Below are 25,258 nucleotides of genomic sequence, written 5' to 3'. Positions count from 1 at the left end.
GGGTCATAGCACCCTTTTTTGTCGTATGAGTTGGAGGAAAACAAATGAATGCTTTAGAGAGATTTATGGTGGCGCTCCCGGAGACGAACGTGATTCGTGAGCGGCTACAAAAAGTAGACCGTCAACTAGTAACAGGACTGACGACAAGTGCGAAAGCTCTCGTCCTCGCAGGACTTGTTAAATCGTCATCGAGACGTCTCGTCGTCGTGACGCATAATATGTATCAAGCACAAAAAATGTTCGATCAACTCGAATCACTCATCGGACCGGAAAAAACATTACTTTATCCGATTGATGAAACGCTGGCCGGTGAACTGTCGCTGACATCTAGTCCTGAGCTGTTGGCCGCTCGAATCGATGCCCGTACTCGTCTCCTTGACCAAACAGGAGGCGTCGTTGTCGTGCCGCTCGGTGGCTTACGACGCTATATGCCGAGTCCGGAAGCATGGCAACATAGTCGCGTCATGTTGAAGCCGGGAAGTGACCTTGAATTGGCAGACTTTGCGAAGCAATTGACGGACATGGGATATGAGCGAACCGCGACCGTGACGACACCTGGCGAATTTTCGGTACGAGGCAGTATTTTAGACGTCTACCCGCTCACGGAAGCGCGTCCGTATCGGATTGATTTATTTGATACCGAAATCGATTCGATTTTTACATTCGATGCCGAAACGCAACGTTCGCTCGGTGTGGTAGGGGAAGTGTGTATTACGCCTGCTACCGAGTTCATCGCCACCGAAGATCAGTTGAAACAAGCCGGACGTTCACTCCGGAAACAATATGACCGAACTGTGGAGTTGATTGAGAACGAAGTGATTCGTCAAGCACTTGAGGAGGGCGTCGTAACCGACATCGAGCGCTTAGAACGTGGCGATTTCCCGAACAAGGTTGGAAAGTATTCACCATTACTCTATACATCCACTCTCTTAGACTACGTAGGCAAAGACGCCGTACTCATTCTAGACGAAGTGGCACGAATCGATGATGCTGCGGACGTGCAAGACCGAGAAGAGGCAGAATGGTTCTCTTCACTCATCGAAAAAGGGGAGGCCGTCAGCAATTACACGCTTGCTGTCCCGATGCACAAAGTGTTTCGTGACTTGAAACAAGTGGCGTTCTCGCTACTTCCATCTCGTCGCTCTGGGATTCCAGAAACCGCGACGGTCCATTTGAGCTGTCGTCCATTACCGGCGTTTCATGGACAGATGCACCTGTTAAAGCAGGAAGTAGAGCGATGGCAACAAGGGGACCAACGCATTGTCGTGCTTGCGGGAGACAAATCGCGTGCTGACAAGATTGAGGCACTCCTTTCAGACTACGGCATTCATTCAACGTTCACGAATGTAGACGGTGAACTAGAGCCGAGACGTGTATCGGTCATCATCGGTCAAATCGAGGGTGGGTTCGAATTGTCGACGAGTCGTCTCGTCGTCGTATCGGAAGAAGAATTGTTCAAACGTGTGACGAAACGGAAGCGTCAGACGAAGAATTTAACGAACGCAGAACGAATTAAGAGCTATCAAGAGTTGAAGCCGAACGACTATGTCGTCCATGTACATCATGGAATCGGGAAGTACTTAGGCATTAAGACGATCGAGGTCGGAGGCATTCACCAGGACTATCTTCACCTTGTTTATGCCGGAGATGATGCACTCTACGTACCGGTCGATCAAATCGACCTCGTCCAAAAATATGTCGGTGCTGAAGGCAAAGAACCGAAGATTTATAAACTTGGGGGCACCGAGTGGAAGAAAGTTAAATCGAAAGTCGCCAAGTCGGTTGAAGACATTGCCGATGAACTCATTAAATTGTACGCGGCACGAGAAGCTTCAGTCGGTTTTGCGTTTCCGCCGGATGATGAGGAGATGGGTCAGTTTGAATCCTCATTCCCTTATGCTGAGACAGAGGACCAGGTCCGCTCGATTGCTGAGATTAAAGCAGACATGGAACGCTCGCGTCCGATGGATCGTCTTTTATGTGGAGATGTCGGGTATGGAAAAACAGAAGTGGCGATTCGGGCGGCATTCAAAGCAGTGCTCGCTGGGAAACAAGTCGCGTTTCTCGTCCCGACGACCGTCCTCGCTCAACAGCATTATGAAACGATGCTCGAGCGGTTCAGTGAATTTCCAATCAACGTGTCTGTCATGAGTCGCTTCCGCTCGAAGAGTGAAATGGCGGCGACGAAGAAAGGTTTGAAGGAAGGCACGATTGATATTGTTGTCGGAACACACCGAGTGTTGTCAAAAGACGTGGCATTCGCAAATCTCGGCCTCGTCATCATCGATGAAGAGCAACGATTTGGCGTCAAACATAAAGAACGTCTAAAACAGCTGAAGACGAATATCGACGTGCTCACGTTGACGGCCACACCGATTCCGCGAACACTTCATATGTCGATGATTGGAATCCGCGATTTGTCTGTGTTGGAAACCCCGCCAGAGAACCGATACCCGGTCCAGACGTATGTCATGGAATATGACGGCATTGTCCTACGTGAAGCATTAGAGCGCGAACTCGCTCGTGGAGGACAGGCTTTCTTCCTTTACAACCGTGTCGAAGGTATCGAACGGAAAGCGGAGGAGATTCGGGCCTTGTTACCGGAAGCACGTATCGCGACAGCACACGGACGTATGACCGAGAGTGAACTCGAGAGCCAGTTGATCAGCTTCCTAGAAGGGGAGGCAGATATTTTAGTGTCGACCACGATTATCGAGACAGGGATTGATATTCCAAACGTCAACACGCTCATCGTTCATGATGCTGACAAGATGGGGCTATCCCAACTGTATCAACTCCGGGGTCGCGTCGGACGTTCGAATCGCATCGCTTATGCTTACTTCACATATCGGAAAGATAAGCGCTTGACCGAAGTGGCAGAAAGTCGTCTTCAAGCCATTAAAGAGTTCACGGAACTCGGGAGCGGCTTCAAGATCGCGATGCGTGACTTGTCAATTCGAGGTGCTGGTAACTTGCTAGGTGCGCAACAATCTGGATTCATCGATTCGGTCGGTTTCGATCTCTACTCACAAATGCTCTCCGAAGCGATTGAAGAACGGAAAGATCGGATGCGTGGACAAGCGAAACAAGTTGTCTTCAAGCCAGAAATCTCCTTCCAAGCGGATGCCTATATCCCGGATGACTATTTGTCGGATAGCGAATTGAAGATTGAGATGTACAAGCGTTTCAAATATGTAGATACACCAAATGCGCTGTTCGCCTTACAAGACGAATTGATTGAGCGGTTCGGCGAATTCCCAGAGCCGGTCGCGCTTCTCATTCAACTGACGCGTCTACGGATTTACGGAGAACTGGCGAAAGTGAGTCGAATCAAGCAAACATCTGGGCGCATTGAAATTGTCTTATCGAAAGACTCGACGACTTCCCTTGATGTACCATCCTTTATGGAATGGACGATGCCGCTCGGTCGTAAACTAGGAATTGGTCAAGAAGACGGTGCCCTGAAATTGTCCCTCAGTGGTCGAATGCCATTAACAGAGCTCTTGAATGATGCCGATACTGTATTAGAAGAACTGATGAAGCGGTTGGTGGGCGATGCGGTCGCCAAGTAAGTTTGCGCAAGGTGTCGTCCTGTTCGCTCTTGCCGGTTACGTATCGAAGCTGATCAGTTTCGCTTATCGTGTCCCGTATCAAAACTTGGCGGGTGACTTCGGACTCTATGCGTATCAAACCGTCTATCCGTTCGCTGCGATCGTAGCATCACTCGGAATTTATGCGATGCCGGTCGTCATTGCGAAAATCGGTGTGGGCGCGAAGGGGTCGAACCAGAAATTAGAAGTGTTATGGGGCAGTTTTTATGCGTTGCTTCTTCTATCGATAACACTTGTTGTAACCGTGTGGCTGTTTGCACCGACAATCGCTAAGTGGCTTGGGGATGAACAGTTGGCCCCGGCGCTTCGTGTGATTAGCTTGAGTTATTTACTCATGCCGGCGTCTGCTGTGTTACGCGGTGCTTTTCAATCGAGAGATGATTTAAGGCCAAGCGCATGGTCGCAAGTGTTAGAAAATTTCGTACGCGTGACGGTCATGCTATCGCTATTATGGGTCGGGGTACGTCTTGGGAAAGATGCCTACGTCCTCAGTCAATACGCATATGGCGCGACGCTCGTCGGTGGAGTTGTGGCGATTGCCTTTTTAATCTATCAGGCGCGTGGCTTACGAACTGTAAAGGTACGGCGCACCACTTTTCAAAATGGGTTGCGCCTATTGTTGACGACGGGATTTGCGGTCGGGTTTGCCTCGCTCGGGATTTTATGGATGCAGCTAGTGGATTCCTTTACCATTGTTAATTTAATGGGGGGGACGTACGAGGCGAAGGTGAGCAAAGGTGTATTCGATCGAGGGTACCCACTTGTCCAATTTGCCATCTTATTTACAACGACCATCGGCATGGCTAACGTGCCGACACTCGTCCGTCATTATCGGGCAGGACATCTACAGAAGACGACGCAAGGGCTCCGTTCGATGATTCGGGTCACAACTGCCATTGCGGGTGCGGCGACCGTCGGGTTGATGGGAGTCATGTTTTTCTTAAATGTGGCCTTATTTGAAGATGGATCAGGCACGCGGGCGCTCGTGCTCTTGGCGACTAGTACATTTGCGGCATCGTTAGCGATTGCAAGCATGACCTGCCTTCAAGCAATCGACCGAGAATGGATTGCGGCTCGCAGTATGATTGTCGCGATTTTAGCAAAAGGTGTCGTAAACGTAGGGCTTGTTCCCATTTATGGGATTGAAGGGGCGGCCATCGGTACCTCACTCGGCTTTTTGGCGATGGCGTTTTATAACTTTCGAGCGCTCGACCGTTCGATTCCGCTCGGCTCGTTTCGGTCGAAGCATTACAAATCGCTTTCGAAAGCGCTGGTCCCCATGTTCTTCCTCATTGCCGTGTTAAACTGGATGGGACAGATGTGGGTCGATTCACGAATCGCAGCCTTCGGATGGTTAATCGGAATGGTGTGTAGCGGAGCCGTCCTTTATATATGGAGATTATGGAGCACTCGAATGCTGTCCCTCACGGAATGGGAATTGATCCCGTTCGGAGGACGCCTACTCGATGTGCTCGAAAAAAAGGAGAACTAGTATGGGTTATACAATCACAGTGGTTGGTCTTGGGTCTGGTGAGCTGAATCAATTGCCGCTCGGTGTGTACCGCCATTTGAAACAGCAGCCGCTCGTTTGGTTGCGAACGAAAGAACATCCAGTCGTAAGTGAATTGGAGTCAGAAGGGCTCGCATTCGAGTCATTTGATTCGATTTATGAATCGAGTGATACGTTTGAAGACGTGTACGATCGAATTGTCGAGACGTTGATGAACAAAAGTGAAGAGATGGCTATCACGTACGCCGTACCAGGTCATCCGTTCGTCGCCGAACGGACTGTCGAACTTTTGGTGGAACGCGGGGCGGATCTTCATGTGCTGGGCGGGCAAAGTTTTCTAGACGCGATGTTTCAGGCACTTCAAATCGATCCAATCAATGGATTTCAGTTGTTGGATGCGACTGCGCTTGACCTTGAACGTCTTCAAGTGACACAGCATGTCTTGATTGGACAAGTGTACGATGGATTTGTAGCGGGAGATGTAAAAGTGCAACTGATGGAACGTTATCCGGATGAGCATCCCGTTACCCTCGTGACAGCTGCCGGGACAACTCAAGAGCGAATCGAACATATCCCCTTGTTCGAGATGGACCGTATGGCAGAAGTGAACAACTTGACGACGCTCTATGTTCCGCCACTCACGGACGAAGCTTATTTGGCAAAAGATTTTGCGACGCTCAAACAAATCATCGCTACACTACGTGGACCAGAAGGTTGCCCGTGGGACCGCAAGCAAACGCATGAGTCGCTTCGCAAGTACTTACTAGAAGAAGCGTATGAACTCATCGAAGCGATCAATGCAGAAGATGATGATGCAATCATCGAAGAACTTGGTGACGTGTTACTTCAGGTCATGTTACATGCCCAAATCGGTGCGGACGAAGGTTATTTTGATATTCGTGATGTGATCGGGGCAATCAGTGAGAAGATGGTACGCCGTCACCCTCACGTCTTCGGAGATGTCACGGTCGAAGATGCCTCCGACGTGGTGAAAAATTGGAATACGATTAAACAAGCCGAAAAAGGGGAAAAGAAACAATCGCATCTCGATGGTGTGCTCGTCGACCAACCCTCATTAATGCGGGCTGAACAACTTCAAAAGAAAGCTGCCCAAATCGGATTCGAATGGGATGACGTATCGGGCGCCTTCGAAAAATTGGAAGAAGAGCTGAACGAATGGCATGAGGAACTTGGTGACGAATCAGAACTTGGCGATGTATTGTTCTCCATCGTCAATATCGCGCGATATGTTGGGCTAAATGCCGAACAGGCGTTAGAACAGACGAACCGAAAGTTCAAACGTCGATTCGAGTACATGGAAGCGAATGGTGAGCTTCAGCAGATGACACTCGAACAGATGGATGCTCTTTGGAACGAGGCAAAGGAGAAAGGTTTATGAGATTAGATAAATTTTTGAAAGTATCTCGCTTGATCAAGCGACGTACACTGGCAAAGGAAGTAGCGGATCAAGGGCGGATTCAGCTCAATGGACAAGTTGCGAAGGCGAGCACCGATGTCAAAGTCGGAGATGAGTTGCAAATTCGATTCGGAAACAAACTAGTCACAATCGTTATTGATTCCATTGCGGAACATGCACGCAAAGAAGATGCGAAAGAAATGTATCGTTTACTTAAAGAAGAGAAGATGGACGGTAGTATCGACTCGTAAAAAAAAGTATACTTAATGTATTAAGAGGAGGGGGATGAGGCGATGAACGGACGTAACCCGATGGATCGACAACGGCGCATTCGAGCGCTAGATGAGCGTAGAGAACAGCTGGAAAAAGACACACATCGCCGAAGAGTTCATCTTCGACGTCGTTTGGCGGCAGCCTCACTCCTATTTTTATTTGTCATGGTATTGATTGGACAAAGTTACTTTTCAAAGGTAGGCTATGTATCGGACCAACAACAAGCTTATGCGCAAGCGAAAGTGGAGTTAAGCGAACAGAAAGCTGAGCAAGATGAGTTGAAGGAACAAGTGGAACGTTTGCAGGATGAGGATTATATCGCGAACTTAGCGCGAAACGAGCTCCTCTTCTCCAAAGATGGCGAGATTATTTTCTACTTCTCCCCTGAGGAATAAGTCGGTTCGTTGACCGTTGAGGAAACGACTCGTATAATTGAAAAGAATCAATCAAAAAAGGAGTACATTATTTTATGTCAATTGAAGTAGGAAGCAAGGTACAAGGTAAGGTTACAGGGATTACGCATTTCGGAGCGTTCGTCGAGCTCCCAAACGGCAAGACAGGATTAGTACACATCAGTGAAGTGGCAGACTCTTACGTCAAAGACATTAACGAAGTGTTGACAGTCGGTCAAGAAGTCACGGTAAAAGTGTTGAACGTCGAAAATGATGGGAAAATCGGGTTATCCATCAAGAAAGCAGTCGATCGTCCTGTAAGTGAACGCCCTGAACGTCCAGAGCGTCCAACCGGTGAGCGTTTCTCTCGTGGCCCACGTCCAGGTGGCCCGGGTCAAGGCGGTCCGCGCGGTGGTGGCGGTCCACGCGGTGGCGGCCCACGTGGCGGCGCTCGTCGTGGTGAACAACGTCGTGAACCAGAAACATTCGATACGTTGATGAGCAAATTCTTGAAAGATAGTGATGAGCGTCTTTCGACGTTGAAACGTCAAACAGATTCGAAACGCGGTGGACGTGGAGCCAAACGCGGGTAATCCTTCGATACCAATTAGCTTCTACTCGTAACCATATAGGTCTTGTAACAAGACAAGTCGTGAACATTTTTGTTCACGGCTTTTTTTTGTTTTAAAAAATTTATAAAAAATAACTAAATATAGTTGATTTTTTTAAAGGAAGAGAGCAAAATAGGGAACATGAAAAAATAGTTATGTTTTATAAGTGAAGGTGGAGAGAAAAAATGAATGGATGGAAACTATGGACGGCGGAGTGGCGAAGTATCTTTAAGAACCCACGTGTGTTGGTTCCGATTCTCGCAGTCGCACTCGTACCGTTAATGTATGCCGGTATGTTCTTGTGGGCTTTCTGGGATCCGTACGGACAGATGAAAGACTTACCGGTCGCCATCGTCAATGAAGACAAAGGGGCAACCTTTGAAGGGGAGTCACTTGCAATCGGGGAAGATTTGATTGACAAGTTACTAGATTCGGAGGCATTCGAATTTGTCGAGACGACAAAGAAAGAAGCGGAGTCCGGATTGAAAGATCATGACTACTACATGGCAATTGAGATTCCGAAAGACTTCTCAGAGAAGGCGACGACTGCGCTAGATGAAAATCCAGAGCAGCTTGAATTGAAGTATATCGCAAATGAATCGTATAACTTCTTAGCCGCACAAATCGGTGGTTCCGCAATGGAACAAGTGAAAGCCGAACTGTCGACCGAGGTGTCGAAACAGTATGTCAGCGCGTTAAAAGATGGGCTGAACGACGTGGCAGATGGACTCGGTGAGGCTGCAGACGGTGCGACGAAACTTGCAGACGGCTCAACTTCAGCGAAAGACGGTGCCGTCAAATTGGCAGATGGAACAGAACTTCTCGCCTCGAAGCAACGCGAACTCGCAGATGGAGCAGTCCAGTTAAATGAGGGGATAACCCAGTTGGCGGATGGCTCATCTGAGCTTGCGGACGGAACAAGACTCCTCGCCTCGAAACAGCGTGAACTCGCGAACGGGGCAGCTCAGTTGAATGACGGTGTGACTCAGTTGGCAGAAGGTTCATCAGCACTTGCGGATGGGAGTCAGCAAGTATATAACGGGTCATCCGAGCTGTCGGATGGGGTGCATCGCGTGAATGACGGCGCATCTGCCTTACAAGACGGAACGAGCCAACTTGTCGAAGGGACAGGAACGTTCGCGTCCAAATTGGATGAATTGCACACAGGTGCGAAAACATTGAATCAAGGTGTTCAAGACCTCGCTGCAGGCATCGAGCGCTCAAGTGAAGGGGCGTCTGCCTTAACTGACGGTGCAAACCAACTGGCGGGTGCCTTGACGAAAGCAAAAGACGGGAATGCGGCACTTGTCGCAGGTCAAACCGAAGTGATCAACGGAATCGGACAAATGAAATCCGAGTTGACGACGAAACAAGATGAGTTGATTGGACAATTGACGGCGCTCGCCGAATCTGGTCAATCCGCGTCACCTGAGATGCTTCAGGCCATCGTTGCGCAATTAAGCGAAGGTAAACAAGCGACAGCGGCTGGATTTGATCAATTAGCTGCTGGTGCGACACAAGTGAAAGATGGACAAACTTCTTTAGCTGCAGGTCTTTCGCAAGCAGAAGCAGGTGCAGGAAAGCTTTCGTCAGGACTTTCTGAATTGAATACGGGGCAGACGAAGTTGGCGGAAGGGGCTCGAGCGTTAGCGAGTGGCTCTAGTCAAATCGAGCAAGGGACGCAAACGGCAGCCGACCGCTCACAGGAACTCGTCTCAGCTAGTTCGCAACTCAATCAAGGTGCGACACAGCTTCAAGCGGGGACAACCGAACTTGCAACAGGGAGTGACAAACTTGTAGCTGCTACCGGACAGCTTTCTGAAGGAAGTGTGAAACTTGCTGATGGTGCGAAGAGTGCGAGCTCTGGAACAAGTGAGTTGGTGAGTGGTGCTACTCAATTAGCGGACGGTGGACAGAAACTTCAAACCGGGAGTCGTGAACTTGCCGATGGTGCGAAGAGTGCCGGAGCCGGAACAAGCAAGTTGACGGATGGTGCAAATCAGCTCGCGGACGGTGGACAAGAGCTTTCAGATGGTAGTGGAGAGCTTGCGGACGGAATGAAAGATCTCGCATCAGGTAGCGATGAACTTCGTGACGCTTTAGTAAAAGGTGCGAAAGATGCAGACATCGGATTGACAGATGACAATGTCGAGATGATGGCTGGTCCGGTGTCGCTCGTCGACAACTCGATTCATGAGGTGCCGAACTACGGTACTGGATTCGCTCCATACTTCATGTCACTCGGACTTTTCGTAGGGGCGCTCCTCTTATCAATTGTCTATCCATTGTACGATCCGGCGGGCCGTCCGAAACGTAGTCTATCATGGGTATTATCGAAGTCTGGTGTGCTCATGGTTGTCGGATTCCTTCAAGCGTTAATTTTGGATGTGGCGATGGTACAACTATTAGGGCTCGAAGTGAACGAACCATTGAAATTCTTCGGATTCAGTTGGTTGACGAGTATCACTTTCCTCTTTATCGTACAGTTACTCGTGACGACACTCGGGAACCCAGGACGTTTCGTCGCAATCGTCTTGTTGATTTTGCAATTGACGACTTCTGCTGGAACGTTCCCGCTCGAATTGATTCCACGCGCGTTACAACCGTTCAATGCGCTTCTTCCAATGACGTACACAGTTGCTGGATATAAAGAAATCTTGTCGGCAGACGGTGCGCAATACTTGCAGACAGCGACAATGTATTTAGCGTTTGTGGCTGCTGGATGCTTCGCGTTACTGTGGGCGTACTTCCGAATCGCATGGAAGAAAAAATATCGCCAAGTTGCATCAGAAGCATGATGTAAAAACGTAATGAAATCGTGTATAGTGATGAAGACGACACTATGCACGATTTTTTTATTAAAAAAATTTCAAAAAAGAATTGACACTCGAATGGTGACTGGTTATTATAGAAAATGTGCTTAGGACACAACAATAACATGGCGGTGTAGCTCAGCTGGCTAGAGCGTACGGTTCATACCCGTGAGGTCGTGGGTTCGACTCCCTCCGCCGCTACCATTTTATTTAGGCCCGTTGGTCAAGCGGTTAAGACACCGCCCTTTCACGGCGGTAACACGGGTTCGAATCCCGTACGGGTCACTTAGCCTAAGCGAAAAGAAGCCATCTCAAACGAGATGGCTTCTTTTGTTATATTAAGGAGGGAATTCATGAAAAAAGTGCTCGTCGCAGTGTCTGGTGGGGTGGATTCCATCGTCTTGCTAGATCGTCTCGTCAAGCGGGGATGGGATGTCGCGGTGGCACATGTACATCACGGCTTACGTGAAGCGTCGGACGAAGAGTACACATTTGTCACCCGTGTCGCGGAAACCTACCATGTTCCGTTTCATGGGACGCGTCTCCATTTTCAAGAGGGCGGGTCGCAAGCACGGTATCGGGAAGCTCGCTATCAATTTTTCGAAGATATCATGAACAAATACGGATATGATACGTTAGCCACAGCACACCATGCAGATGACGAGTTGGAAACGGTGCTCATTCAACTACATCGAAACATGATCGAAGTGAAAGGTATTCCCGAGACTCGACAATTTGGTAACGGCACACTCATCCGCCCATTGTTACAAGAGTCGAAAGCTCAATTGATTGAGTATGCACAACAAAATGGACTGGATTGGCGAGAAGACGCTACGAATCAAGAGCGTACCTACTTAAGGAATCGGATCCGTCATGAGATCGTGCCGCGCCTGAAACAGATATGGCCGTCGATTGTGGAAGAGGTCAGCGAAGTGGCGAAACTGGCCCGTGCCGATTGGGATGCGCGTTATGAGTCGTGTGAGCAATGGATTGAAGCATACGTGGCCCTCGAAATGAAAGCGTTTCATGTGAAACTCGAGGATTTTGGGCGTTTACCATGTCTGGAACGATATACGGTCGGTCGATTATTATCCTCTCGTTACGAGTTGAATGTCAGTGAGGCGATGGAGAAGCTACTTCAGAGTCAGAAGGATACCGGAACCTATCACCTGACAGGAGAGTGGTTCATGACGAAGCGGAATGGGGTACTTAACCTTGTACAGCGTTCTGCGCCAGACTCACTTCATCCCGTTCAGATTGATTCGTTGCCGACCGTGGTTCAATTTGGAGGACGGACAATCTCTTTATCCATCGAAGAGGGAAGGGAAGGCATTCCGTTACACGAGATCACCTATCCCCTCAGGATTCGGTCGATCGCACCAGGTGATCGGATGCGATTGGCCGTAGGGACAAAAAAAGTAGCCCGCATCTTAATCGACGAAAAGATTGAGCGGATGGTTCGCCCGGCGTTGCCCCTACTTGAAGACGCGTCAGGACGAATTCTCGCGATTGTCGGGGTAAGAGTTTCAGAATTTCTAGACAAGTCGGATGCGATTTGCCTACGATTAATGGTAAAATGATGATTGTGTCGAAACAGAAAGAGGAGGATTTCAAGATGTCATTAATGAACGATATGGAGAAAATTTTAATCTCGCGTGAAGAGATTCAAGAAAAGGTGAAAGAACTCGCTGGAACACTTAGCGAAGACTATAAAGAAGAGTTTCCGCTTCTCGTATGTGTATTGAAAGGCGCAATGCCGTTCATGTCTGATCTCGTCAAAGAAATGGATATCCATCTCGAAATGGATTTCATGGACGTATCGACGTATCACGGAGGTACTTCTTCAACAGGTGAAGTGAAAATCGAAAAAGATTTAAATACATCTGTAGAAGGACGCGACATCTTGATTGTAGAAGATATTATTGATAGTGGATTGACGCTTGGCTATCTCGTCGATCTTCTCAAATACCGTAAAGCGAAATCTGTGAAGATTGTCACGCTTCTCGACAAACCGACAGGACGTAAAAATGGTTTATCAGCAGACTATAGCGGTTTCGTGATTCCACACGAATTCGTTGTCGGCTACGGTTTAGATTATGAAGAGAAATATCGTAACCTTCCTTACGTCGGTGTGCTCAAACCGAGCGTTTACGGGGGCTAACGTTTTTCTTTTGAAAATGTGTCGTGGTAAGATAAAAGAAATCCCCAAAGTATAGGCATATACTGAATGGGCGAGAACATCGTTTCTCGGAATAGGAGGCAGAGAATGAATCGTGCAGTGAAAAACACATTGGTTTTTGGTGTGATTTTCCTAGCCTTGATCTTGTTCCTTCAATATTTGCAGAATCCGAATAGTCAGAGTGAAACGCTCTCGTATTCGAAATTCCTAGAATATGTGGAAGATGATCGGATTGAGACGGCAACCGTACAAGAAATCCCGGGGGCTATCTCGATTACAGGCGATCTTACAGGAGATGACGACCAGCGTTACGAAACAAACATTCCAGCGAATGAAGCTGAATATGCGGATGTATTGACGCAGCTTCGAGCGAATACGGATATTCAAATCGAAGAGGCTGAATCGAACAGTAGCTGGTTCAGCATCGTCTTCGCGATTCTACCGTTCATTATCATCTTCATCTTGTTCTTCTTCTTGTTGAACCAGGCGCAAGGTGGCGGTGGCGGTGGTCGTGTGATGAACTTCGGGAAATCGAAGGCGAAACTATACGACCAAGAAAAACGTCGTGTCACATTCCAAGATGTGGCCGGAGCAGACGAAGAGAAACAAGAACTCATCGAAGTCGTTGAATTCTTGAAAGATCCTCGTAAGTTCTCGAAACTCGGTGCGCGTATTCCAAAAGGGGTCTTGCTCGTTGGTCCTCCAGGGACAGGTAAAACACTTTTGGCCCGTGCAGTAGCCGGGGAAGCCGGAGTACCATTCTTCTCGATCTCAGGTTCGGACTTCGTTGAGATGTTCGTCGGGGTCGGGGCGTCACGTGTCCGTGACTTGTTCGAAAACGCGAAAAAGAATGCTCCATGTATCATCTTCATCGATGAAATCGATGCGGTCGGACGCCAACGTGGTGCCGGTCTCGGCGGTGGTCATGATGAACGTGAGCAAACATTGAACCAATTGCTCGTTGAGATGGATGGATTCAGTGACAACGAAGGGATTATCATGGTTGCGGCGACAAACCGTCCGGATATCCTTGACCCAGCCCTCCTTCGCCCAGGTCGTTTTGACCGTCAAATCACGGTCGACCGTCCGGATGTAAAAGGACGCGAAGAAGTGTTGAAAGTTCATGCACGCAACAAACCACTTGATTCAACTGTAGACTTGAAGTCGATCGCACAACGTACACCAGGTTTCTCTGGGGCTGACTTGGAAAACCTCTTGAACGAAGCGGCACTCGTTGCGGCACGTTCAAACCGTACGGCAGTCTCGGTTGTCGATGTCGAAGAAGCAATTGACCGTGTCATTGCAGGACCTTCGAAGAAGAGCCGAATCATTTCTGAAAAAGAACGTAACATTGTCGCTTATCACGAAGCGGGTCACACGATCATCGGTCTCGAGCTCGAGAATGCGGATGAAGTACACAAAGTGACGATTGTCCCACGCGGTAACGCAGGAGGATACGTCGTCATGCTTCCAAAAGAAGATCGTTACTTCATGACAAAACCTGAACTCGAAGACAAGATTGTCGGCCTTCTTGGTGGACGTGTCGCCGAAGATGTCATCTTTGGTGAAGTGTCGACAGGAGCGAGCAACGACTTCCAGCGTGCGACAGGTATTGCGCGTAAGATGGTCATGGATTACGGGATGAGCGATAAGCTCGGACCACTCCAGCTCGGTTCAAACCATGGTGGACAAGTATTCCTTGGTCGCGATTTCCAGACGGAGCAAAACTACTCGGATGCGATCGCCCAAGAGATTGATTTAGAGATTCGCGAAATCATCAACCGCTGCTATGCGAAAGCGAAGCAGATCTTGACGGAACGTCGCGAAGACCTCGAGCTCGTTGCGAAGACATTACTTGATGTCGAAACGCTTGACTCGAAACAGATTCGTCACTTGATTAAGACACGCGAATATCTCCCGCATGAGCCGGAAGAAGACGTGGATGCATCAACGGACTCGGATGACGCGGCGAAGAAAGATGACGCGGCCGTTCAACACGGACAAGTCGTCGATCAACCTGAAGTTGTTCAAGACAGCCAACCGGATGTCGTACCTGAAGGCGATAAGCCAGAGGCGACTCCAACGGAACGTCCGAATAACGAATCACGTTAATGAATGAGACGAATGCCCTTGACGAGGCATTCGTCTTTTTTCGTGTTATAATTCGAGCGAACTGCAATTGACAACAAAGTGAGGAACTATATCATGATTTTAGTGATTGATGTTGGAAATACAAATATTGTTCTCGGGATGTACGATGGTGACAACCTCGTGCACCATTGGCGAATCTCTACGGATCGGACGAAAACGACTGATGAATATGGCATGCTAGTGAAGTCGCTGTTTGATCATTCGAACGTCTCATTCGATCAAGTCGAAGGTGTCATCTTGTCTTCTGTCGTGCCTCCTGTTATTTTCCCACTTGAACAAATGTCACAACGATACTTCAATGTACGTCCAATCGTTGTGGGTCCAGGTGTGAAGACGGGGTTAGACATTCACGTCGAGAACCCACGTGAAGTCGGGGCCGACCGCATTGTCAACGCGGTTGCCGGAATCGCCAAGTATGACGGTCCGCTCATAATTGTTGATTTTGGAACGGCAACGACGTATTGTTACATCGATGAGAAGCGTCGCTACCACGGCGGCATCATCTCACCGGGTATCATGATTTCAGTGGAAGCCCTCTATCAGCGTGCTGCGAAATTACCACGGATTGAACTGGCAACCCCGCCAACGGTTATCGGGAAAAATACGATTCAAGCGATGCAGTCGGGAACATATTATGGATATGTGGCCCAAGTAGATGGCATCGTGAATCGCATGAAGCGTGAAGTTGGTGAAGCGACCGTCATTGCGACTGGAGGATTGGCACGATTGATCAGTGAACATGCAGAAACGATTGACCATGTAGATTCGTTCCTGACACTCGAAGGTCTCCGTCTCATTTACGAGCGCAATCAAAAGTAAACTAAAGGAGTTAACACATATGATTCATTCAGAACAACAAGTATTACTCGATCAAATGAAAGACGATTATCTCGTTCGAGCCCTCGGCTTTAATGGAGAAGTGCGCGCATTTGCAGCACGTACGACAAAGACAGTGTACGAAACACAACTTCGTCATCAGACGACACCGGTTGCCTCAGCAGCTCTTGGACGGACGATGACAATCGGTTCGATGATCGGAGCGATGCAAAAAGGTGCAGCGCGCGTCACGCTTAAAGTTGAAGGTGATGGTCCAATCGGGAAAATCATCGTAGACGCAGATACAGCAGGAGATGTCCGTGGATACGTATCTTATCCTCGTGTCGATGGCGGGACGTTCGTCAACGAGCAAGGACTGACGAAGCTGAAAGTCGGCGATGCGGTCGGTAAAGGAACGGTCTCGGTCATTAAAGACTTAGGGTTAAAAGACTACGTCGGCGGTTCTTCAGAGATTCAAACAGGTGAAATCAGTGAAGACTTCACGTACTACTTCGCAACGTCTGAACAAGTACCATCAGTCGTTGGAGCAGGTGTTCTCGTCTTACCAGAAGATGAATCGATTCTTGCGGCAGGTGGAGTCATCGTTCAATTGCTGCCGAACGCTTCTGAAGAAACGGTACAAGCGCTCGAAAAAGCACTTCAAACGTTCCCACCGGTATCTGTATTAATTGGTGAAGAAAAAACACCAGAAGAAATGCTTCAATTACTCCTCGGCGATAGCCTTGATGTGCTCGACACGAATCCGATTCAGTTCAACTGCACATGCAGCCGTGAACGAATGGAAAGCGCCATCGTCGGTCTCGGCAAAGAAGAGATTCGCCAAATGATCGAAGAAGACGGCGGAGCTGAAGCGGTTTGCCACTTCTGTGGTGAAAAGTATCATTTCTCAGCTGAGCAGTTAGAAACAATGAAAGAACAGGCACAATCGTAAGCAACGTTCCAAATTGCATATTTTCAATTCGATAGGGTATGATAACAATATCGGAATAGTCGGAATTATGAAGGAGGAAATGTAATGCGAATCGTAAACTCAGTGACAGACTTGATTGGAAAGACCCCGATTGTGAAGTTGAACGGAATGACTGGACCAGAAGATGCCGATGTGTATCTAAAGCTTGAATATATGAACCCAGGGTCAAGCGTCAAAGACCGGATCGCCCTCGCGATGATCGAAGCCGCTGAAAAAGACGGAATCTTAAAGCCTGGTGATACACTCATCGAGCCAACAAGCGGAAACACAGGAATTGGTTTAGCTATGGTCAGTGCCGCGAAAGGGTATAAAGCCATTCTCGTTATGCCTGAGACGATGAGCATGGAGCGTCGCAACCTTCTTCGTGGATATGGCGCCGAGCTGATCTTGACACCGGGATCTGAAGGCATGGGTGGAGCCATTCGTCGTGCTACTGAAGAAGCCGAACAAAATGGTTACTTCCTTCCACAACAATTCAACAACGCAGCGAACCCGAACGTGCATGAAATGACGACGGGACCTGAGATTGTAGAGGCGTTTGAGGAATCAGGACTTTCAGTGGATGCTCTCATCGCGGGCGTTGGTACAGGTGGTACAATCACTGGTGCCGGTAAAGTTGTGAAGGCAAAATATCCAGACGTGAAAATTTTGGCGGTTGAACCGGTTGATTCACCAGTTTTGTCTGGTGGGAAACCAGGACCTCATAAGATTCAAGGCATCGGTGCTGGATTCGTCCCATCTATTCTTGATACTGAAATCTATGAGGGTGTCCTTCAAATCACGACAGATCAGGCGTTTGAATACGCTCGCCAAGCGGCGCGCACGAACGGTGTCCTCGGTGGGATTTCTTCAGGGGCTGCGATTGCAGCGGCGCTTGATACGGCGAAGCGCCTCGGCAAAGGGAAAAACGTTTTAGCGATTATCCCGTCAAATGGCGAACGCTATTTGAGCACACCACTCTATCAATTTGATGAAGAATCAAACGAGAGTCGCGTATAACATTTCAGGCAGTAATCGAGAGACATTCTCTTTCGGTTGCTGCCTTTTCTTGTGTACAATAAAAGGCATGAATGAATAGACGGAGGAATGACAAGTGAGATCGACAGCGTTCAGAACGAAGCGGATGACAAAAGAAAAGATGTATGAGGCATACATGACGTTGACAGCAGACCAGCCGTACCATGCATGGCTAGAAAGTGGGAGGGCGGGACGATATACGATTGCGGGAATCGAACCGTTCGGTCGCTTCCATGTAAAAGATGGTGTCGGTCTCCTACAGGTAGGAGAAACGACTGAAACGTTGTATGGAAAGCCGCTCGATTTGGTCAGTGAAGTGCGGCAACGGTTCGAGGCCGAACGACCGGAAGGAGCGCCCCCGTTTTTCGGTGGCATGATCGGCTATGTCAGTTATGATGTAGCCCGGACGATTGAGCGGCTCCCTGAACAGGCAGAAGATGATTTATCGACGCCGGACGTTTCTTTCCTTTTGTTTGACGAAGTGGCTGTGTTCGACGAAGAAAGTTCGACTCTTTACTTGATGGTCACAGCAGAAGGCGATGCCGAACGTAAGGCCGATCGATTGGCAGCCATGTGGAATGTCGAATCACACTACGCATTCAAACCGACGGAACAATTCTCTGTCGAGCGATCGCGCTCGATGTCTCAGGACGAATTTGTCGAGGCGGTCAAACGAATTCAGTCTTATATCGTGGAAGGTGACGTGTTCCAAGTGAACCTGAGCGTTCGCCAATCCGAACCGTTACGCGCCGACCCACGTCGTGTATACGATACGCTCCGTCAAATGAATCCCTCTCCGTACATGGGGTATTTTGTAGACGATGCATTGACAATGGTCTCCGCTTCACCGGAACTATTGCTTGAGAAACATGGATCTGACATTTCAACGCGCCCGATCGCGGGTACGCGTCCACGTGGAAAAGACGATGTCGAAGACTTACAATTGGCGAACACACTCCTTGAAAATGAAAAGGAGCGAGCAGAACACGTCATGCTCGTCGATTTGGAACGCAACGATCTCGGTAAAGTCGCGGCGTACGGTAGTGTTCATGTGGATGAATTGATGGTGATTGAAAAGTATTCACACGTACAACATATCGTTTCGAATGTGCGAGGAACCATTCGTGATGATGTGTCAGGAGCGGATGCGCTCGCGGCGATGTTCCCTGGTGGTACAATCACTGGTGCACCGAAAATTCGAACGATGGAAATCATCGAAGAACTTGAACCGGTTCGCCGAGGATTATACACCGGTTCATATGGCTGGTTAAGTTGGGACGATGATCTCGTCTTCAACATCACCATTCGAACGATGGTCGTGAAAGATGGCGTTGCATACGTCCAAGCGGGAGCTGGTATCGTCATCGATTCGGACCCAGTCTCGGAATATGAAGAATCCCTGTCCAAAGCGAAGGCGCTATGGGCGGCGAAGCAAATGACGGAGGAAACAACATGATTGTACTCATCGACAACTATGACTCATTCACATACAACTTAGTGCAGTATTTTGGGGAGCTCGGCGAAGAACTAGTCGTTTATCGAAACGATGAAGTGACGATTCAAGACATTGAGGAATTGTCGCCGAGTTACCTTGTCATTTCGCCAGGACCTTGTACACCGAACGAGGCGGGCATTAGCGTCGAAGCGATTCAAGCGTTCGCAGGTCGTATTCCGATTTTAGGTGTTTGCCTCGGTCATCAAGCGATTGCACAAGCGTTCGGAGGAGAAGTCGTCCATGCGGAGCGGCTTATGCATGGAAAAACATCGAAGATTCAACACGACGGGAAATCGATTTTCAAAGATATTCCTCAACAGACAATCGTGACCCGTTATCATTCGTTGTCCGTGGAACGTTCTACATTACCTGAGTGTTTGGTGGTCACGGCGGAGACAGAAACGAAGGAAATCATGGCGCTTCGACATAAGACGCTCCCGATTGAAGGGGTGCAGTATCATCCTGAGGCGATTTTGACCGAGCATGGAAAAGAGATGATTCGAAACTTTATCGAGGAGTACCGTCATGTGGTATTGGCATAACGGGCAGCTGACGGAACGGGATAACGTGAACATTTCGGTCGAGGATCACGGATTCTTATATGGGATGGGTTTGTTCGAGACGTTTCGAACGTATCATGCCATCCCGTTCTTGTTCGATGCACATTGGGAACGATTGATGAGAAGTCTAGACGAGTTGTGGATTGATTTCCCCTATACGAAAAAGGAAATCGAAATGGCGATTCAGCACTTGTGCCGTCAAAATGAATCTCCTGACTTGTATATCCGATTGAATGTATCGGCAGGAGTCGCGCCGCTCGGTCTGTATGCCGGGCGTTATGAAACCCCGAACGTCACGTTGATTGCCAAACCGCTCTCCTCAGAAGTTGTGCCACAGGAGAAGCGAGTCGAACCAATCCCTTTCCCAAGAAGTCGTCCTGAAGCAGCATTTCGCTTAAAGTCGCATCACTACATGAACAATATCCTCGGGAAGCGGGCTTTACAAGACCCGGATGCGGAAGGGTTATTTGCGGATGAACAAGGCTGCGTTGTGGAAGGGCTCGTGTCGAATATCTTTTGGATCGGGTCTGATAATGTGTTGTATACGACACCCCTTTCGAGCGGGGCCCTCGCTGGGGTGACGCGACAATGGCTGATCGATTGTTTCTCTGTAGTGGAGCGGTCGGTGACATTTGATGAATTAAACGATGCGAAAGAGATTTGGATGACCAATTCGATTCAACAAGTCGCACCGGTGACGCATTACAGAAATCTCCGATACCCTGGTAAAGATGGGGAACGATTTAAAGAAGTGTGGGCGGAACTTGTTCGTTCAATTGGATAGGAGGCTGAAGCATGACGAAAATCATGGGTATTTTAAACGTGACACCGGACTCTTTTTCAGATGGAGGGCGGTATACGGCAATCGAAGAAGCTGTGCGCCATGCAAAACAACTCGTAAGAGAAGGTGCGGATGCGATCGATGTCGGTGGTGAATCGACGCGACCCGGCGCGGTGCTCGTTTCTGCGGAAGAAGAAATTGAGCGTGTCGTCCCAATCATCAAACGACTAGTAAAAGAAATTGATGTGCCTATCTCGATTGACACATATAAGCCGGCAGTGGCGAAAGCGGCATTACAAGCAGGCGCGGCAATCATTAATGATGTGTGGGGCTCAAAATGGGGAGATCGGTCGATGGCGCGTGTCGCATCTGAATATCATGCTCCGATTATTTTGATGCATAACCGAGAAAATCGGGACTATCATCATTTTATGGAAGACGTGGTTAATGATTTGAAGGAATCGATTGCGATTGCTCACGCAGCGGGCGTGAAAGACGAGGATATTTGGCTAGACCCAGGAATCGGATTTGCAAAAGACGTGGCGCAAAATCTAGAACTCATGAATCACCTCGATGTGATTACGCGTCTTGGCTATCCGGTGTTACTGGGCACGTCTCGTAAATCGTTTATCGGCCAAACGCTCGATTTACCAACCGAAGAACGCGTTGAAGGGACGATTGCGACGACATGTCTAGGCATCATGAAAGGGTGCGAGTGGATACGCGTCCATGACGTGAAAGAGAATATGCGTGCAGCGAAGATGATGGATGCGATGATGAGGGGGAACGGACATGGATAAGATTTTTGTGAACGGCATGCGATTTTATGGATACCATGGTGTATTTGAAGAGGAGAACCGTCTCGGTCAACGGTTTCACGTGGATTTAATGTGTGAATTGGACCTTGCCCCTGCTGGGAAGTCAGATAATTTACAGGATGGGGTCAGCTATGCGGGGTTATATCAAGTCACAGAAGAAATCGTGACGGGGGAACCGGTCAATTTACTCGAAACACTTGGAGAACGAATCACGACGGCTGTGTTGGCACATCATGATTTGATTCAAAGTGTTACGGTAAAAGTAATTAAGCCGGACCCACCAATTCCAGGACATTACGACTCGGTGGCAATCGAGATGACAAGGAGACGAACGTCATGATTTATATCGCGCTAGGAGCGAATATTGGTGAGCGGGCTTCGCAGTTGTCTGCCGCGATTGATGAAATGGGGAAAATGGGAGTTGCGGTCACAAAGCAATCTTCGGTGTATGAGACGGCCCCTGTCGGTTATACCGATCAACCGTCTTTTTACAATATGGTGGTTGAAGTAGAGACTCATCAGTCCGCAACCGACTTGTTAGATACGCTTCAACAAATTGAACGACGACTAGGTCGAGAGCGTCTCTTTAAAAACGGACCTCGCACCATCGACCTTGACATCCTCTTTTATAATGGGGAAGATATACAATCAGAACACTTGACGGTTCCACATCCACGGATGCAGGAACGTGCGTTTGTACTCGCTCCGTTAGCTGAGATTGCGCCAGAACTCGTCGTACGAGGACAGACGGTTGCAGCGTGGCTTGCAGATTTACCGATGGCAGACCGCCAAGATGTCGTTCGGTTACAGTTGCTCACGAATTTGGTGAAATGAAGGATGTGTTGTCTTGACAGGCTTTAAGATTGGAAATATAGATATTAAAAACCGTGCGGTCCTGGCACCGATGGCTGGAGTGACCAATCCGGCATTCCGATTGATTGCAAAAGAATTTGGTGCGGGGCTTGTGTGTGCCGAAATGGTTAGTGATAAAGGGATTTTACTAGAGAATGCTTGGACGATGCGCATGCTCTATGTCGATGAACGAGAAAAACCGCTCAGCTTGCAAATTTTTGGTGGCTCTAAAGACACACTCGTCAAAGCGGCACAATACGTCGATCAAAATACGAATGCGGACATTATCGATATCAACATGGGTTGTCCTGTGCCAAAAGTAACGAAATGTGATGCAGGTGCGAAGTGGTTACTTGATCCGGATAAAGTGTATGAGATGGTCAATGCCGTCACGAATGTAGTCGAAAAACCGGTCACGGTGAAAATGCGCCTTGGTTGGGACGATGATCACATCTTTATTTTGGACAATGTCAAAGCGGCTCAGACAGGTGGGGCGGCAGCCATTGCCATTCATGGACGTACGCGAGCTCAACAATATGAAGGAACTGCGAACTGGGACTGGATTGGTGAAGCGAAGAAAGTAGCAACCGTACCGATTATCGGGAACGGTGATATCGCCACACCACAAGACGCGAAGCGTGTCATTGACCAATACGGTGTGGATGCCGTTATGATTGGGCGCGCTGCACTTGGGAACCCGTGGATGCTCTATCAGACGGTTCAGTACCTCGAAACAGGAGAACTTCCACCGGAACCAGCAGCTCGTGAAAAAATTGATATTTGCATGTTGCACCTCGACCGATTGAGCGCAATTAAAGGTGAGCTGACGGCTGTTCGTGAAATGCGTCAACATGCGGCGTGGTATTTGAAAGGACTGAAAGGCAGTGGTCCGATTCGTAAACAAATCAATGAAACGGAATCACGCGAGGCTTTCGCAGCGGTCCTGTATGGATTTGTTGATCAACTCGAACGACAACTGTCAGAAGTGTGAACTAGAGAAAAGAACTAATTTATGGTAAGCTTGTTTGGCGAAAAAGTGCACCACAACGAATGAACGGCTTCGGCTGTGCTGTTGGCCATCGGGTCGACAGTTTTTTGTTAGGGATAAACCCAATATGGATAGAGGAGTGAATGGAATAGTGAGCCACGAGTTAGAAATGAATGATCAAATGCAGGTTCGTTTTGAGAAGATGACCGATATGCGCGAGCGCGGTCTTGACCCATTCGGTCACCGCTTTGATCGTTCTGCGCACGCAGGTGAATTACATGAACAGTATGAATCAATTGAAAAAGAGGCTTTGGCAGAACAGGACGTAGAAGTCACGTTAGCCGGTCGGATCATGACGAAGCGTGGGAAAGGGAAAGTATTCTTTGCCCACATTCAAGATGTGACGGGTCAGATTCAAATTTACGTTCGGAAAAATGATGTCGGGGATGAGCCGTTTGACTTGTTCAAATCATCAGACCTCGGTGATATCGTCGGTGTCAAAGGGAAACTCTTTAAAACAAATGTGGGTGAACTCTCGATTCATGTGGAAGAGTTTGAACTCTTGACGAAGGCGCTTCGCCCGCTTCCGGATAAATATCATGGATTGAAAGATGTGGAACAGCGCTATCGCCAACGTTATCTTGATTTGATTACAAACCAGGATTCACGTCAGACGTTCATTTTGCGTAGTCGTATCATTTCTGAAATCCGTAACTTCTTGAACCAAAAAGGATATTTAGAAGTGGAAACACCGATGTTGCACACGATTGCGGGTGGAGCAGCGGCACGTCCGTTCTTGACGCATCATAATGCGTTGGATATGGAACTCTACATGCGAATCGCGATTGAACTTCACTTAAAACGTTTGATCGTTGGTGGACTTGAACGTGTATACGAAATCGGACGCGTCTTCCGTAATGAAGGGATCTCGACACGTCACAACCCTGAATTCACAATGATTGAATTGTATGAAGCGTATGCAGATTACAACGACATCATGGATTTGACGGAAGAATTAGTGGCTCATGTCGCACAACAAGTACTCGGTACGACGGATGTCCAATACGGTGAAGATACAATCCATCTCGGGATCGGATGGAAACGTGCACACATGGTGGACCTTGTTAAAGAAGAAACAGGTGTCGACTTCTGGCAGCAAATGTCCGACGAAGAAGCACGTACCCTTGCAAAAGAGCATGGCGTAGAAGTTCAGGACCATATGACATTCGGTCATATCGTCAATGAGTTCTTTGAGCAAAAAGTTGAAGAAACATTGCTTCAACCAACATTTGTGACGGGACACCCGGTTGAAGTATCGCCGTTAGCGAAGAAGAATGAAACCGATCCGCGTTTCACAGATCGTTTTGAATTGTTCATCGTTCGTCGCGAGCACGCGAATGCATTCACGGAGTTGAACGATCCAATCGACCAACGTGAACGCTTCGAAGCGCAATTGCTTGAAAAAGAAGCAGGTAACGACGAGGCCCATGAACTCGATAACGATTTCCTTGAGGCGCTTGAGTACGGGATGCCGCCAACAGGTGGACTTGGAATCGGGATCGACCGCCTTGTCATGTTATTAACGAATGCACCATCGATTCGCGACGTTCTTCTTTTCCCTACGATGCGTCACCAACAATAAATGATGGTTGAGGAGCCAGTTTGTACGTATGTGCAAACTGGCTTCTCTTTTATTTTTTGCATATGAAGCCTTAGAGAATAGGCATTAAAAAAAAAGGACCATCTCGCTTAAAAACTTTTTTGAAAAAACTTTATAAAAAACCCTTGCGTTAATGAAAGGTGTGCGGTAAAGTAATAAACGTTGCCGCTGATGGCAGCGGAAAGAAATAAAAAAAGTGGTTGACAACTGTGTCGATGACTTGTATTATTTTAAGAGTCGCTAAGAGCGGCAGACGAACTTTGAAAACTGAACGATGAGGCAAAAATAAGTTTTACAATTTTTGAATGAAGCGCAAGCTTCGT

21 protein-coding genes and 2 tRNA genes are annotated in these 25,258 nt (G+C 48.3%); all 23 read left to right on the top strand.

Features of this window, described 5'->3' with window-relative positions:
- Window positions 1-44 precede the first annotated feature (44 nt).
- Entirely contained in the window at window positions 45-3,572 is a 3,528-nt protein-coding gene (mfd, locus tag KNO75_RS14495) for a transcription-repair coupling factor (RefSeq protein ID WP_214822440.1), read from the top strand.
- Window positions 3,556-5,103: a polysaccharide biosynthesis protein gene (locus KNO75_RS14490; RefSeq protein ID WP_214822443.1), complete on the top strand. Its 1,548-nt coding sequence runs from the start codon at window positions 3,556-3,558 to the stop codon at window positions 5,101-5,103. Before mfd ends, KNO75_RS14490 begins: the two co-directional genes overlap by 17 nt.
- Before the next feature lies 1 nt (window position 5,104).
- Window positions 5,105-6,520, top strand: coding sequence for a bifunctional methyltransferase/pyrophosphohydrolase YabN (yabN, locus tag KNO75_RS14485; RefSeq protein WP_214822444.1), 1,416 nt, complete (start codon window positions 5,105-5,107; stop codon window positions 6,518-6,520).
- Window positions 6,517-6,789 (top strand): RNA-binding S4 domain-containing protein, encoded by a 273-nt coding sequence (locus tag KNO75_RS14480; protein WP_214791145.1) that lies wholly within the window; start codon window positions 6,517-6,519, stop codon window positions 6,787-6,789. The genes yabN and KNO75_RS14480 overlap by 4 nt, the downstream gene beginning before the upstream one ends.
- Before the next feature lie 42 nt (window positions 6,790-6,831).
- Complete coding sequence (locus KNO75_RS14475) at window positions 6,832-7,206, top strand: FtsB family cell division protein (protein ID WP_214791143.1); 375 nt, start codon at window positions 6,832-6,834, stop codon at window positions 7,204-7,206.
- A 74-nt stretch (window positions 7,207-7,280) separates the two neighbouring features.
- Window positions 7,281-7,796, top strand: coding sequence for a S1 domain-containing RNA-binding protein (locus KNO75_RS14470; protein WP_214822446.1), 516 nt, complete (start codon window positions 7,281-7,283; stop codon window positions 7,794-7,796).
- 203 nt (window positions 7,797-7,999) lie between these two features.
- The gene (locus KNO75_RS14465; RefSeq protein ID WP_214822448.1) at window positions 8,000-10,612 is read left to right on the top strand and encodes a YhgE/Pip domain-containing protein; all 2,613 of its coding nucleotides are present in this window, start codon (window positions 8,000-8,002) and stop codon (window positions 10,610-10,612) included.
- A gap of 142 nt (window positions 10,613-10,754) precedes the next feature.
- Window positions 10,755-10,831 (top strand) — tRNA-Met (locus KNO75_RS14460).
- A gap of 9 nt (window positions 10,832-10,840) precedes the next feature.
- Window positions 10,841-10,912 (top strand) — tRNA-Glu (locus tag KNO75_RS14455).
- 68 nt (window positions 10,913-10,980) lie between these two features.
- Window positions 10,981-12,207, top strand: coding sequence for a tRNA lysidine(34) synthetase TilS (gene tilS, locus KNO75_RS14450; protein ID WP_214822450.1), 1,227 nt, complete (start codon window positions 10,981-10,983; stop codon window positions 12,205-12,207).
- A 35-nt stretch (window positions 12,208-12,242) separates the two neighbouring features.
- Complete coding sequence (gene hpt / locus KNO75_RS14445) at window positions 12,243-12,788, top strand: hypoxanthine phosphoribosyltransferase (RefSeq protein WP_012727721.1); 546 nt, start codon at window positions 12,243-12,245, stop codon at window positions 12,786-12,788.
- Window positions 12,789-12,893: 105 nt separating this feature from the next.
- Window positions 12,894-14,918, top strand: coding sequence for an ATP-dependent zinc metalloprotease FtsH (gene ftsH / locus KNO75_RS14440; protein WP_214791134.1), 2,025 nt, complete (start codon window positions 12,894-12,896; stop codon window positions 14,916-14,918).
- A 93-nt stretch (window positions 14,919-15,011) separates the two neighbouring features.
- Complete coding sequence (locus KNO75_RS14435) at window positions 15,012-15,776, top strand: type III pantothenate kinase (RefSeq protein ID WP_214738347.1); 765 nt, start codon at window positions 15,012-15,014, stop codon at window positions 15,774-15,776.
- 19 nt (window positions 15,777-15,795) lie between these two features.
- On the top strand, window positions 15,796-16,725 hold the full coding sequence (gene hslO / locus KNO75_RS14430) for an Hsp33 family molecular chaperone HslO (RefSeq protein WP_285800819.1): 930 nt from the start codon (window positions 15,796-15,798) through the stop codon (window positions 16,723-16,725).
- Window positions 16,726-16,809: 84 nt separating this feature from the next.
- Window positions 16,810-17,763 (top strand): cysteine synthase A, encoded by a 954-nt coding sequence (gene cysK, locus KNO75_RS14425; RefSeq protein WP_214791126.1) that lies wholly within the window; start codon window positions 16,810-16,812, stop codon window positions 17,761-17,763.
- Window positions 17,764-17,857: 94 nt separating this feature from the next.
- Window positions 17,858-19,237, top strand: coding sequence for an anthranilate synthase component I family protein (locus KNO75_RS14420; RefSeq protein WP_353047467.1), 1,380 nt, complete (start codon window positions 17,858-17,860; stop codon window positions 19,235-19,237).
- Window positions 19,234-19,818, top strand: coding sequence for an aminodeoxychorismate/anthranilate synthase component II (gene pabA, locus KNO75_RS14415; protein ID WP_214822452.1), 585 nt, complete (start codon window positions 19,234-19,236; stop codon window positions 19,816-19,818). Before KNO75_RS14420 ends, pabA begins: the two co-directional genes overlap by 4 nt.
- Complete coding sequence (locus KNO75_RS14410; RefSeq protein WP_214822451.1) at window positions 19,802-20,620, top strand: aminotransferase class IV; 819 nt, start codon at window positions 19,802-19,804, stop codon at window positions 20,618-20,620. Before pabA ends, KNO75_RS14410 begins: the two co-directional genes overlap by 17 nt.
- Window positions 20,621-20,631: 11 nt before the next feature.
- Window positions 20,632-21,417, top strand: coding sequence for a dihydropteroate synthase (gene folP / locus KNO75_RS14405; protein WP_214822449.1), 786 nt, complete (start codon window positions 20,632-20,634; stop codon window positions 21,415-21,417).
- Window positions 21,410-21,775: a dihydroneopterin aldolase gene (gene folB / locus KNO75_RS14400; RefSeq protein WP_214796680.1), complete on the top strand. Its 366-nt coding sequence runs from the start codon at window positions 21,410-21,412 to the stop codon at window positions 21,773-21,775. The genes folP and folB overlap by 8 nt, the downstream gene beginning before the upstream one ends.
- Window positions 21,772-22,269, top strand: coding sequence for a 2-amino-4-hydroxy-6-hydroxymethyldihydropteridine diphosphokinase (folK, locus tag KNO75_RS14395; RefSeq protein ID WP_214822447.1), 498 nt, complete (start codon window positions 21,772-21,774; stop codon window positions 22,267-22,269). The genes folB and folK overlap by 4 nt, the downstream gene beginning before the upstream one ends.
- Before the next feature lie 70 nt (window positions 22,270-22,339).
- A complete protein-coding gene (dusB, locus tag KNO75_RS14390) occupies window positions 22,340-23,278 on the top strand; it encodes a tRNA dihydrouridine synthase DusB (protein WP_251126223.1) in 939 nt (312 codons plus the stop codon).
- Between the two features lie 148 nt (window positions 23,279-23,426).
- Window positions 23,427-24,917: a lysine--tRNA ligase gene (gene lysS / locus KNO75_RS14385; RefSeq protein WP_214822442.1), complete on the top strand. Its 1,491-nt coding sequence runs from the start codon at window positions 23,427-23,429 to the stop codon at window positions 24,915-24,917.
- Window positions 24,918-25,258 lie beyond the last annotated feature (341 nt).

Source organism: Exiguobacterium sp. s35 (genome assembly GCF_018617535.1).
In the GTDB taxonomy this organism is placed as follows: Bacteria; Bacillota; Bacilli; order Exiguobacteriales; family Exiguobacteriaceae; genus Exiguobacterium; species Exiguobacterium aestuarii.
The sequence above is the reverse complement of the archived record's forward strand: the minus strand, read 5'-3'. Positions and strand labels throughout refer to the sequence as shown.